This is a genomic window from Streptomyces sp. NPDC059010 (genome assembly GCF_042740355.1).
Lineage (GTDB): Bacteria > Actinomycetota > Actinomycetes > Streptomycetales > Streptomycetaceae > Streptomyces.
Map to the genome: position 1 here is coordinate 107,406 of NZ_JBHYJA010000026.1, position 12,242 is coordinate 119,647.

A 12,242-nucleotide genomic window follows, 5' to 3' on the forward strand; every position below is an offset into this window, starting at 1 on the left:
CTCAGTTACCGAGAGGGGGACCACTCATGGGCGACGACAACGGATATGGCGGCGGTCGCGGCGGGTACGCGGTGCGGGCCGAAGGGCTGGAGAAGCGCTACGGCGAGAAGCGCGCCCTCGACGGCTTCGACCTGGCCGTCCGCAAAGGCACCGTGCACGGACTGCTCGGCCCGAACGGCGCCGGCAAGACCACCGCCGTACGCATCCTGTCCACACTGGTCGGGCTGGACGGTGGCCGTGCGACCGTGGCCGGTCTGGACGTGGCCCGGCAGCCGCGCGAGGTGCGGGCCAGGATCGGGCTCACCGGGCAGTACGCGGCCGTGGACGAGGTGCTCACCGGCCGGCAGAACCTGGAGATGTTCGGCCGGCTCTTCCACCTGGGCGGCAGGCGGGCCAAGCTGCGCGCCGCCGACCTCCTGGAGCAGTTCGACCTGACCGACGCGGCCGACAAGGGCGTCGGCACCTACAGCGGTGGCATGCGGCGCCGGCTCGACCTCGCCGCGTCGATGATCCTCGCCCCGGCCGTCCTCTTCCTCGACGAGCCGACGACGGGACTCGACCCCCGCAGCCGGGGCGAAGTCTGGGATTCGGTACGGGCGTTGGTGGCGAGCGGCACGACCGTACTGCTGACCACCCAGTATCTGGAGGAGGCCGACAAGCTGGCCTCCCACATCACCGTCATCGACCAGGGCCGGGCTATCGCCGACGACACCCCGGACGGACTGAAGAACCTCGTCGGCGGCGACCGGATCGAGGTGGTCGTCGCCGAGCGGTCCGACATCCCGCGCGTGGTGAAGGTGGTCGCCCGTGTCTCGGACGGCGAACCCGAGGCGGAGGAGAGTGAGCTGCGGGTCCACGCGCCCGTCGTCGACCGGGTGTCAGCGCTCACGGAGGTCGCCCGCACGCTCCAGGACGAGGGCGTCCAGGTCGAGGACATCGGGCTGCGCAGGCCCAGCCTCGACGACGTGTTCCTGCGCCTGACCGGACACCGTACAGAGAAGGCCGACAAGACCGACAAGACCAGCGAGGCCGACAAGGAGGCCGTCGCATGACCGCCGTAGACCTGACCGTCCCGGCCGAGCGCGGCCGCCTGTACTGGACCCTCGCCGACGTCTGGAACATCGTCCGCCGCGGCCTCACCCACTATCAGCGCCAACCGGTCAACATCGCCTGGCAGTTGGGCTTCCCGATCCTCTCCGTCCTGCTCTACGGCTATGTCTTCGGCAGCGCCATGAACGTGCCCGGCGGCGGGGACTACAAGGACTTCCTGATGCCGGGCATGTTCGTGATGACGATGGCGTTCGGCTTCATCAACACCGCGACGCTCGTCGTCCTCGACTCGACGAAGGGGGTCATCGACCGCTTCCGCTCGATGCCGATGGCGTCGTCCGCGGTCGTGGCCGGGCGCGGGATCACCGATCTGCTCGCCGCCTGCGCCGAGTTGGCGATCATGATGCTGACCGCCTTCGCGATGGGCTGGCGCCCGGACGGCGGGTTCGGCTTCCTCGCCGCGTTCGGACTGCTGCTGTGGCTGCGGTTCGCGCTGATCTGGATCGGTGTGTGGCTGGGGCTGCTGGTACCCAACGCGGAGGCCGCGGGCGGACTGTTCGCCGTCGCCTTCCCGCTGACGATGATCTCCAGCATCTTCGTCGCGCCGCAGCTGATGCCGGACTGGCTGGGCTGGGTGGCGGCCTGGAACCCGATCTCGTCCACGGCCGCCGCCGCCCGTGATCTGTTCGGCACGCCGGTCGGGGGCGGGGACTCCTGGGTCGAGCGGCATGCCCTGCTGATGGCGGGGGTGTGGCCGGTGATCCTCACGGCGATCTTCCTGCCGCTCGCGGTGCGCCGTTTCCAGAAGCTGAGCCGCTGACCGGCCGGGGGTCTGGGGGGAAGCTCAGCCGGTGAACCAACTGAGCGGGCGGATGCCGCGCATCTCCTTGACGTGCCGATGGTGCGTCAGTTTCCTGGGAGGTGCGCGGTGTGTGGGAGCGCTCCCACTCGTTCTGGGGCCGCGCCTCTCCGAGAGGAACAGGGACATGTTCCGCAGCTTGCGAAGAGGGCTGTGCGCGGTGGTCGCGGCGCTGCTGTTACCGCTCGCCGGGGTCGGTGCGCAGCCGGCCGGCGCCGCCGAGGCGGGCGCCGGCCACTGGCACACCAGCGGGCGGCAGATCCTGGACGCGGCCGGGCAGCCGGTCCGTATCGCCGGGATCAACTGGTTCGGCTTCGAGACCGGCAACCACGTCGTCCACGGCCTGTGGACCCGCGACTACAAGAGCATGCTCGACCAGATGAAGTCGCTGGGCTACAACACCCTCCGCCTCCCCTTCAGCGACGACATCCTCAAGCCCGGCACCATGCCGGACAGCATCAACTTCGCCGACGGCAAGAACGCCGATCTGCAAGGGCTGACGTCCGTGCAGGTCCTGGACCGGATCGTGGCCTACGCCGGTCAGGCCGGCCTGAAGATCGTCCTGGACCGGCACCGGCCGGACGCGGGCGGGCAGTCGGCGCTCTGGTACACGGCGTCGGTGCCGGAGTCGACCTGGATCGCCAACCTGAAGTCGCTGGCGACGCGCTACAAGGGCAACACCACCGTCATCGGCATCGACCTGCACAACGAGCCCCACGATCCCGCCTGCTGGGGCTGCGGCGACACGACCCGCGACTGGCGGCTCGCCGCCCAACGGGCCGGGAACGCCGTCCTGTCCGCCAACCCCGACCTGCTGATCATGGTCGAGGGCGTCCAGTCGTACAACGGCGTGAGTGGCTGGTGGGGCGGCAACCTCATGGGCGTGGCCCAGTACCCGGTGCAGCTCGACGTCCCGAACCGGCTCGTCTACTCCGCCCACGACTACGCCACGAGCGTGGCCCAGCAGCCATGGTTCGGCGACCCGTCCTTCCCGGACAACATGCCCGGCGTCTGGGACCGTTACTGGGGCTACATCTTCAAGCAGAACATCGCCCCGGTCTGGCTCGGCGAGTTCGGTACGACACTGCAGTCGACGGTGGACCAGAAGTGGCTGACCGCGCTGGCGAGCTATCTGAGGTCGACCTCGGCATACGGCGCGGACTCCTTCCACTGGACCTTCTGGTCCTGGAACCCCAACTCCGGCGACACGGGCGGCATCCTGAAGGACGACTGGTCGACGGTGGACACGGTCAAGGACGGCTACCTGGCGAACATCAAGGCGCCGGGCTTCCCGGGAAGCGGGGGAGGCGGCGACCCGGATCCCGACCCGGACCCGGGCGGGGGCACGGCGGCCTGCAGTGCCGTCTACACCGTCAGCAGCGACTGGGGCGGCGGGTTCAACGCCGAGGTGAAGGTGACCAATGCGGGCTCGACGCCGGTGAACTCCTGGAAGGTGACCTGGACCTGGAGCGGGTCCCAGCAGGTCACGTCCATGTGGAACGCGTCGTACACCCAGAGCGGTGGGACGGTGACCGCGTCCAGCGCCGCGCACAACGGGGCGGTGCCGGTGGGTGGTTCGGCGAGCTTCGGGTTCGGGGGTGCGCCCGGGGGCGGGGGTGTGCCGAGGGTGAGCTGTACGGCTGCGTGAGTGTGAGGGGGGGGCGCGGGGGGGGGGGGGGCGCGCGGGGGTGCGAGGTCTCGGGGGGGGGGGGGGCGGCGCGCGCCGGGGCGGGGCCCCCCCCCCCTCATCGGTGTCTCAGCAGGCGCGGTGGGACCGGACCGCCCACCTCGCGACGCTCTGACCGGGGATGCTCTGATCGGTGCGCACCCGTACGGGACCGCGCGCCGTGGAGTGGAAGACCCACCTGGAACCGTTCCAGAAGTAGCCGTCGACGCAGCTCCCGGCGCCGACGTAGAAGCCCTGGGCCCGGTCCCACCCGAAGTAGGTGTCAGTGCGCCGGTGGCCCGGCAGGATCGCGTCGTAGGACTCGCTCCCGTTGATCACGTTCAGCACTCCGATCCCGATGCCGGTCTCGTTGCTGACGTAACTCACCAGAGCCAGCGCCGCGTCGGGGGAGGCGGTGCCGGGCCCCGACACCGTGTTGTCGGGCCCCTGCACCGTCCACTGCGTCTCCGCGCCCGGCGACGCCTGCGTGCTCGGCGCGGCATTCGCGGAAGCGCCCAGCGACATCGCGGCGACCACTGGCAGCGCCAGCACCGCGAACCTCTTCAGATACCTCATCGCATCCCTTCCTGTAGGGCCCTCGGCCGAGTCGAGAAGTCCCCTGTGCCCCTCGGCGCCACGGGCCGTTCGCCCCACGATGTGGCGTGAATGTGGGCAGGAACCTTGCGGGAACCTTGCTTCACTGGTCAGCGCCGGTGGCCGGGGTGGCGGCGGCGGACCGGTGCGGGGAGTGCGCTGAGCGACCTCGGGGGATGGGCGTGATGGAGTTCGTGGTGCTGGGCCCTGTCGAACTGCACGGCGCGGACGGCGCGGTCGTGGATCCGGGGCCGGCCAAACAGCGCACCGTGCTGGCGGCGTTGCTGGTGGACGTCGGCCGGTGGGTGGCGGTGGAGACGCTCGTCGACCGGGTGTGGGGGGAGGATCTGCCCGCTCAGGTGCGGCCCTCGCTCTATGCGTACGTCGCCCGGATCCGCCGGATGCTGACCGCTACGGCCACCCCGCAGGAGGATGCGCAGTTGCGGCGCGGGCCGGGCGGGTACCGGCTCGACGTGCCGCCCGACCGGGTCGATCTGCATCGGTTCCAGCGGCTGGTGGAGCGGGCCCGGGAGGCGGACCCGGACCGTACGGATGCCGAGCGGGCGGCGATGCTGCGGGAGGCGCTCGGGCTGTGGCGGGGCGAGCCGTTGGCGGGGCTCGCCGGGGCGTGGGTGCGGCGGACCCGGGAGGGGTGGCGTCAGCAGCGGATCGAGGCGGTGCTGGACTGGGCCGAGGTCGAGCTCCGGTCGGGCAACCCGGCCGGGCTGATCGGCGAGTTGACGACCCTGGTCGCCGACCATCCGCTGGTCGAGCCGCTCACCGTGGCGCTGATGCGGGCTCTGCGGGACGCCGGGCGCGGGCCGGAGGCCCTGGCCTGCTTCGCCGTACTGCAGAAGCGGCTGGCCGAGGAGCTCGGCGCGGATCCGGGTGCCGAGGCGCGCCGGGTGCATCAGGCGATCCTGCGCGGCGAGTCCGGCCCGCCCTCGGCGCGCGGTGCGCCGCGCACGCCCGCCGGTGCCGGGGCGGGGACCGCTCGGGCCGTACCGGCGCAGTTGCCCCTGGCGGCACGGGGGTTCACCGGCAGAACGGACGAACTGGCCCGGCTGGACGGCATCCTGGCCGCTGCGGCTGAGCGCCCGACCGCGGTGGTCGTCTCGGCGGTGTCGGGGACCGCCGGGGTGGGCAAGACCGCGCTGGCGGTGCACTGGGCGCACCGCGTGGCCGACCGCTTCCCGGGCGGCCGGCTCTATGTCGACCTGCGCGGCTTCGATCCGTCGGGCACGGCCATGACGCCCGATCAGGCGATACGAGGTTTCCTCGACGCGCTGGGAGTGCCGTCCGCGCACGTCCCGGTGGACCTTCAGGCGCGGGTGGGCCTGTACCGCAGTCTGCTGGCCGGGCGGCGGGTCCTGGTCCTCCTGGACAACGCCCGCGACGCCGACCAGGTCCGCCCGCTGCTCCCCGGCTCCGCGGGCTCCCTGGCCGTGGTGACCAGCCGTAGCCGGCTCACGGGCCTGGTCGCCGCCGAGGGCGCGCACCCCGTCCCGCTGGACGTGCTCTCCCCGGCCGAGGCCCGCGACCTGCTGGCCCACCGGCTCGGCGCGCAGCGGGTGGCCGCCGAACCGGACGCCGTGACCGAGATCATCGCCCGCTGCGGCCGCCTCCCGCTCGCCCTCGCCGTCGCCACCGCCCGCGCCGCCGCCCACCCCGGCTTCCCCCTCGCCGCCGTCGCCGAGGAACTGCGCGACAGCCACGGCGGCCTCGACGCCTTCGACGCCTTCACCGTGGGCGACCTCTCCACCGACGTACGGGCCGTCTTCTCCTGGTCCTGCGAGGCCCTGACCCCCGTACAGGCGCGGCTGTTCGCGCTGCTGGGACTGGCCCCCGGCGCCGACGTCGGCCTGTTCGCCCTCGCGTCCCTCGCCGGTCTGCCCGGCTCGGAGACCCGCGCGGTGCTGCGCGCCCTGGAGAACCTGCACCTCGTCGAACAGCACGAGCCCGGCCGCTGGCGGATGCACGACCTCGTACACCTCTACGCCGCCGACCGCGGCCGTCAGGACCTCGCGCCCGCCGACCGGGACGCTGCGCTGCGCCGGCTCATCGGCTTCTACCTGCACACCGCGTGCGTGACGCGTCGTCTGATGCAGGTGAGCGTGATGCCTCCCGGGCTGGACGATCCCGAGCCGGGCTGCCGGCCGCAGCCGCTGAACACCCAGGCGGAGGCGGTGGCGTGGCTCGCCGCCGAACTGCCCAATCTGCTCGCCGTGCAGCAGCTGGCGGCGCAGTGCCGTTGGCCGAAACTCGTGTGGCAACTGGCCTGGAGCCTGGACCACTTCCAGAGCCTCCTCGGGCAGGTCCACGACCGGGTCGCGATGTGGCGGTCCGCGCTCGCCGCGCTCGACCAGGACGACGCCGTCCCGGACGTGCGTGTGAGGGCAGTGGACGTTCGGGTGACGGTCCACCGGCAACTGGGCCACGCGGCCGCCCACACCGGGGCGCACGACGAGGCCACCGAGCATCTGAAGCACGCGCTGAGCCTGGCCGAGCAGGCCGGCGGCGACCGCGCCACCCAGGCCCGCATCCACCTCGCGCTAGCGCAGGCATACGGCCAGCAGGACCGCCCCCGCACGGCGCTGGACCACGCCACCCGGGCCCTGCGCCTCCACGAGCAGCTGGACCTTCCCGCGGCACAGGCCGCCGCGCTCAACTCGGTGGGCTGGTACAGCGCCCGCCTCGGCGACTACGACCAGGCCCGCCGCCACTGCCAGGCAGCCCTCCCCCTGGCCCGCCGCACCCACCACGAGGGCATAGAGGCCGACATCCTGGACAGCCTCGGCTACATCGCCCACCACACCGGCCACCACGACGAAGCGGTGCACCACTACCGCCTCGCCGTCGCCCGCTACCGCGCCCTCGGCGGCGACTACTGGGCCGCCGACACCCTCGACCGCCTGGGCCACGCGCACCACGCCCTGGGCAACCGGGCAGAGGCACGCACCACCTGGGAGGAGGCGGCCGCGATGTACCGCGACCAGCACCGCGGCCCCCTCGCCGAACGCGTCCAGAGCCAACTGGACGACCTCGGCCGGACGGCGACGTGACCGCGGCCCGCAGAGCGGACGAAGGGCCATCGGCCGGAACCGACCGCGCCCTTGAGGTTGCGGCAGCAACTGCATGTACCGTACAGGCGTAAGCTCGCCCCATGGTTGAGCACCGCATGGTCGACGTGAACGGTATCCGGCTGCACATCGCGGAGGAGGGTGAGGGGCCGCTCGTCGTGCTGCTGCACGGCTTCCCCGAGTCCTGGCACTCCTGGCGCCACCAGTTCGGGCCGCTGGCCGCCGCCGGGTTCCGGGTGGTCGCCCCTGATCAGCGCGGATACGGCCGTAGCGATCACCCGGAGAGCGTGGACGCGTACAGCATCCTGCACCTCGTCGGGGATGTGATCGGGCTGATCCACGCCCTCGGCGAGGAGCGGGCGTTCGTCGTCGGGCACGACTGGGGCGCGCCGGTGGCCTGGCACACCGCGCTGCTGCGGCCCGACGTGGTGCGCGGGGTGGCGGGGCTGAGCGTGCCGCCGCCGTTCCGTGGGGAACATCCGCCGCTCGTTGCCATGCGGGAGCAGTTCGGCGGACGGTTCTACTGGAACTACTTCGAGCGGCCCGGGGTCGCCGACGCCGAGTTCGCCCTGGACCCGCGCACCTCCCTGCGCAAGCTGTTCTACTCCGCCTCCGGTGACGCCCCCGACGCCGGCCGCCCCGACCAGGCCCTGGTGCCCGACCCGGAGCGGGGCTGGCTCGCCGACATGACCGACCCCGAGGTGCTGCCGGCCTGGCTCACCGAGGATGACCTGGACGAGCTCACCGAGAGCTACGCCAAGGGGTTCACCGGCGCCCTGAACTGGTACCGCAACCTCGACCGCAACTGGGAGCTGACCGCCGCCTGGCACGACGCCGTCGTCAGCCCGCCCGCGCTGTACATGTACGGCGACCGCGACCTGGTCCCCGCCTTCCCGGGCACCCCCGAACTCATCGCGAAACTCCCGGAGTTGATGCCCAACCTGCGCAGCGAGCCGATCCTCCTCCCGGGCTGCGGCCACTGGACCCAGCAGGAACGGCCCGACGAAGTGAACGCCGCGCTGATCGAGTTCCTGATGGGGGTGCGGGGCTGACTGACGTGGGGCTGGCTGACGTGGGGCCGAGGTAGGGCCGAGGCAGGGCCTACGTATGGCGAAGGGCGCCCGGTGTTCGCCGGGCGCCCTTCGTTGTCGTTGCGGAAGCGGCTACAGCTTGTCGATCACGGGGGCGGATCGCGGACAGGGCGATCAGGGCGCACGGCGCGACGTCCCGGGAGCCGTGCGGCCTCCCCCGGGACGAGGATTGAGCTGCGGACACACGAGTGCGGTGGTCAGGGGTGGCGCCCACAGCCCGGGCGGTAGGGTCGTGGCGTGGAAACTGAGCTCCTTCCCAGCGTCCCTGCAGGCGCACTCGCCCTTCCCGAGGCGCTGCAGGAAGCTGTGCGGCACGGAGAGGTCTTCACCCGCCGCTGGGTCGTCGAGGCAATCCTTGACCTGGTCGGCTACAAGAATGCGCTCGACCTGGCCAGCCTACGGATCATCGAGCCTGCATGCGGCCAGGGAGCCTTCCTCGTTCCTATTGTGGCGAGGCTCAGCGCCTCATGCCGAAAGCACGGCCGCCCCCTCCTCGATGCGATCGATGCGATCAAGGCTTTCGATCTGGTCGAGGCAAACGTCGAACAGAGTCGGGCGACCGTCGCGGCGCAACTCACCGACGACGGCTGGAGTGCCCCTGAGGTGGAGAAGGTTGTCTCCTCATGGATCAAGCAAGGGGACTTCCTGCTGCAGGAGGCGAACGCAGACACTGCCGACTTTGTCGTGGGTAATCCCCCGTACATCCGGTTGGAGGACGTGCCGGACGACCGCATGAAGGCGTATCGCAAGGCGTGTACCAGCATGAACGGCCGGGCCGACATCTACATCGGGTTCTACGAGACCGGTCTGCTCAGGCTCAGGAAGGGCGGGAAGCTCGGCTTCATCTGCGCCGACCGCTGGATGAGGAACCAGTACGGCCGTGGACTCCGCAAACTCGTAACCCGTGGTTACAGCATGGACCTGGTGCTCACGATGCATGACGTGGACGCCTTCGAAGAGCAAGTCTCGGCGTATCCTGCCGTCACCGTTATCAGTCGCAGAGATCAGGGCACGGCCATCGTGGCCGACACGACGGCCGGCTTCGGTGATGAGGCAGCCCGGGAGTTCGGACTGTGGGCGACGGAATCGAGCGAAGGCCTCATCCACCAGCCGACCTATCACGCCGCTCGTCTTCCGCATTGGTTTCCCGGTGAGGACTCCTGGCCGTCGGCTTCGCCGGCTCGCCTGGCCATGCTGGAGGAGCTGAGCGATCGTTTTCGTCTCCTGGAGGATGAGAGCACCGGCACCCGTGTGGGCATCGGTGTCGCGACGGGCGCTGACAAGGTGTTCATCACTCATGACGGAAACACGGCGGAACCTGGGCGCATGCAACCCCTCGCCATGGTCAAGGATACGACCAGCGGTAAGATCAACTGGGGTGGAAATTACCTTGTCAATCCCTGGGATTCCCAAGGGCAACTCGTTGATCTTGGCGCCTACCCCAAACTGGCCGTCTACTTCAAACGGCACCGCGAGGTGTTGGGTAAGCGTTACGTCGCGGTCAAGCAGCCGACCCGCTGGTACAAGACCATCGACAAAGTCGACCCCAAGTTGGCGAGTAAACCCAAGCTTCTCTTTCCGGACATGAAGCTGACGATCCATCCGGTATTGGATGAAGGTGGACTGTACCCTCATCACAACTTGTACTACATCGTGTCGGACGTATGGGAAATGCGTGTCCTTGGTGGCCTGCTGCTTTCAAGGGTCGCCGAGGCGTTCGTACAGGCGTACGCGGTCAAGATGCGTGGTGGAACACTCCGCTTCCAGGCTCAGTACCTCCGTAAGATCCGAGTACCGGACCCCGCTGAAATGCAGGAGAGGGATCGCAAGGCACTCGCGAAGGCCTTCGACGAGCGGGACGTGGAAGCAGCGACCGAGGCCGCGCTGCGCGCGTACGGACTCGACCATTTGCCTGACTAGGGGGACGTGCTGTGACCGTCAGTCGCGATGACTTCGAAGCGGCCGTTGCCGCGTACTGGGACGCCAGGAACGCTCAACGAGAGCTGTCTGCCATTAAGGATGCCGTAGGGGCGGGGACGGCCGGCTCGGTGCGAGGAGGCAAGCACTTTGACCATATCGCTTCGCTGCTTGCCAAGTTCTTCCTTGACGTCGGCTACGCGCCGGAGGATATCCGGGTAAACACGAAACAGGGCCTGGAGCTTCCTGGGTACTATCGGCCCCAGAAGCAGTGGGATCTCGTGGTGACTCATGGCAACACCTTGGTTGCTGCCTTCGAGCTCAAGGCTCTGGGCGGGCCTTCGTTCGGAAACAACTACAACAACCGGGTCGAAGAAGCGCTGGGCAGTGCTGTGGACCTGCGCCGTGCTGCACTGGCCGATGCTTTCCCCGGAGAGAAGCCGTGGCTTGGGTACTTCTTCATCATGGAGGATCACCCCAAGTCCCGTAGTTCGGTGTCGGTACGGAAGGGCCCCTTCCCGGTCGAGCGGATCTGGCTGGGGAAGTCCTACCAAGACAGGTTCGCCATCTTCTGCGAGCGCCTGATGGACGAGGGGTTGTACGACTCCGTCTGCTACATCACGTCCTCGAAGGAGGATCCCAAGCCTGTGGAGCCGGTAGTCGGTCTCGACTGGCGTCACTTCTCGGCGGGGATCAATGCACGTATCAGGTACCTGCAGGAGTTGGGGTTGCCTGGACTCGATGAAGATATTCTGCCGCTGTGACTGGCCGGTGCGGGGTTCCCTCAGTCCTGCACCATGTCGCGTAGTGCCTGAAGCAGTCGACGCAACTGTTCGTCGCCTCCTTCGGAGTTCTGCGCAGCAGACTCGATCAGCCTCTCCAAGCCCTCCACGGAAGACTTGCTGCGCACATACTCCACGATGCCTGCCCAGTAGCCGATCGTGCTCGGATCGCCCACGACGTAGTACTCACTGGGCATGCCGGCCTGATCCAAGAACTGATAGGCCCTGCTCTTCTGGGGAAAGCAGGACAAGAACACGGCGGACAGGGCCAATTCGAAAATCGCCAACCAATCTGCGCCGTACGGCTCCAGGCTGGCCGTAGTCACGCCGGACTCCGCCGGCGTGCTGTCCCGTTGCGGAAGCGGTGTCGATGAACCATCGGCGCGATGAGGATCTCGCGCCGCAGAAAGGCCGCTACCGAGAGTTGGCTGCAACGGCGGCCCATCGCCGCCCCCGACAACCGAATGCTCGCGGGCGGCTGAGATCCACAACTCGCGGAACCGGGACACCTCTTCTTCAGGGTCCTGACCAGCCAGCTGGGCAAGGGAGTGGGCCAGTTCACGCACGACTTTCAGCGAGGGCAGGTCCGTGGTGCTGAACACGGCATGGATGCGGCTCTTGGAGTAGGCGGACTCTCGCGCCATATCCGGACAAGGGGGCCACCCGGCCAGCAAGTGCAACTCGTGCAGTGCGTCGTTGAGTTCCCTGAGAGCACCCGGGGGAAGCCCTGGCTTCTTCAAGGACCGAATCACCGCTTACCTCCCGGTCGACCGTCCAGAACCGTCCAGAAACGTCCAGCAATCCTCGCACGCCGTCCAAACACATGCTCGGACGCCCAAAGGCATCTCAAGGTGGCCACGCACGTCCTGGCCCGCCAGGGAGAGGTGACGCTGGATGCAGGGCGCCCAGCCTGGGGCGCATGATCAGGAGGCTCTCGAAAGCCATGCCGAAGAACTCCACCTCCGAGCGGTTGATCCGAACAGCGCTGTTCGCATGTGTCCGTGGGGCGGCGTACACGGCAGGCGCTGTCATGGTGACAGCGGCTGTCTGGTGGGTGCAGAACCTCTAGGGCGGGTGCCGATGAGCGGCATACGACGAAGGGGGGGGGGGGGGGGTGATTGTGCTAGATTCTAAAAAAACCCCCCACACCCACACGACCTAAAAATATCTCTCGGAGTCTCTGTGGTTCGGTGGCTGTGTGTG

General features: G+C 69.2%; 9 protein-coding genes. 7 read left to right on the forward strand and 2 right to left on the reverse strand.

What is annotated here, in order from left to right:
- The first annotated feature begins 26 nt into the window (after positions 1-26).
- From ACFWYS_RS27165 to ACFWYS_RS27175, 3 genes are all read left to right on the forward strand, one after another.
- Entirely contained in the window at positions 27-1,052 is a 1,026-nt protein-coding gene (locus tag ACFWYS_RS27165; RefSeq protein ID WP_384774105.1) for an ATP-binding cassette domain-containing protein, read from the forward strand.
- Complete coding sequence (locus ACFWYS_RS27170) at positions 1,049-1,870, forward strand: ABC transporter permease (protein WP_384774107.1); 822 nt, start codon at positions 1,049-1,051, stop codon at positions 1,868-1,870. The genes ACFWYS_RS27165 and ACFWYS_RS27170 overlap by 4 nt, the downstream gene beginning before the upstream one ends.
- Before the next feature lie 166 nt (positions 1,871-2,036).
- Positions 2,037-3,557, forward strand: a complete 1,521-nt coding sequence (locus ACFWYS_RS27175; RefSeq protein ID WP_384774110.1) for a cellulase family glycosylhydrolase — start codon at positions 2,037-2,039, stop codon at positions 3,555-3,557.
- A gap of 108 nt (positions 3,558-3,665) precedes the next feature.
- Here ACFWYS_RS27175 and ACFWYS_RS27180 read toward each other — a convergent pair whose 3' ends face one another.
- Positions 3,666-4,151 carry a hypothetical protein gene (locus ACFWYS_RS27180; RefSeq protein ID WP_384774113.1) on the reverse strand — a complete coding sequence of 162 codons (486 nt, stop codon included), beginning with the start codon at positions 4,149-4,151 and terminating at the stop codon, positions 3,666-3,668.
- A 203-nt stretch (positions 4,152-4,354) separates the two neighbouring features.
- Between ACFWYS_RS27180 and ACFWYS_RS27185 the strand changes: the two genes are divergently transcribed.
- The 4 genes from ACFWYS_RS27185 (at position 4,355) to ACFWYS_RS27200 (ending at position 11,021) form a co-directional block, all read left to right on the forward strand.
- Complete coding sequence (locus tag ACFWYS_RS27185) at positions 4,355-7,231, forward strand: BTAD domain-containing putative transcriptional regulator (RefSeq protein ID WP_384774116.1); 2,877 nt, start codon at positions 4,355-4,357, stop codon at positions 7,229-7,231.
- Between the two features lie 101 nt (positions 7,232-7,332).
- The gene (locus tag ACFWYS_RS27190; protein ID WP_384774119.1) at positions 7,333-8,301 is read left to right on the forward strand and encodes an alpha/beta fold hydrolase; all 969 of its coding nucleotides are present in this window, start codon (positions 7,333-7,335) and stop codon (positions 8,299-8,301) included.
- Between the two features lie 276 nt (positions 8,302-8,577).
- Positions 8,578-10,260, forward strand: a complete 1,683-nt coding sequence (locus tag ACFWYS_RS27195; protein ID WP_384774122.1) for an Eco57I restriction-modification methylase domain-containing protein — start codon at positions 8,578-8,580, stop codon at positions 10,258-10,260.
- Positions 10,261-10,271: 11 nt separating this feature from the next.
- Positions 10,272-11,021 carry a PaeR7I family type II restriction endonuclease gene (locus ACFWYS_RS27200; RefSeq protein ID WP_384774125.1) on the forward strand — a complete coding sequence of 250 codons (750 nt, stop codon included), beginning with the start codon at positions 10,272-10,274 and terminating at the stop codon, positions 11,019-11,021.
- 20 nt (positions 11,022-11,041) lie between these two features.
- Here ACFWYS_RS27200 and ACFWYS_RS27205 read toward each other — a convergent pair whose 3' ends face one another.
- The gene (locus ACFWYS_RS27205) at positions 11,042-11,641 is read right to left on the reverse strand and encodes a hypothetical protein (protein WP_384774128.1); all 600 of its coding nucleotides are present in this window, start codon (positions 11,639-11,641) and stop codon (positions 11,042-11,044) included.
- Positions 11,642-12,242: the final 601 nt, after the last annotated feature.

What these genes read in the sequence shown, in the direction of transcription:
- ACFWYS_RS27165 (WP_384774105.1), top strand. Translation starts at nt 27, where the DNA reads ATGGGCGACGACAACGGATATGGCGGCGGTCGCGGCGGGTACGCGGTG.
- ACFWYS_RS27170 (WP_384774107.1), top strand. Translation starts at nt 1,049, where the DNA reads ATGACCGCCGTAGACCTGACCGTCCCGGCCGAGCGCGGCCGCCTGTAC.
- ACFWYS_RS27175 (WP_384774110.1), top strand. Translation starts at nt 2,037, where the DNA reads ATGTTCCGCAGCTTGCGAAGAGGGCTGTGCGCGGTGGTCGCGGCGCTG.
- ACFWYS_RS27180 (WP_384774113.1), bottom strand. Translation starts at nt 4,151, where the DNA reads ATGAGGTATCTGAAGAGGTTCGCGGTGCTGGCGCTGCCAGTGGTCGCC.
- ACFWYS_RS27185 (WP_384774116.1), top strand. Translation starts at nt 4,355, where the DNA reads ATGGAGTTCGTGGTGCTGGGCCCTGTCGAACTGCACGGCGCGGACGGC.
- ACFWYS_RS27190 (WP_384774119.1), top strand. Translation starts at nt 7,333, where the DNA reads ATGGTTGAGCACCGCATGGTCGACGTGAACGGTATCCGGCTGCACATC.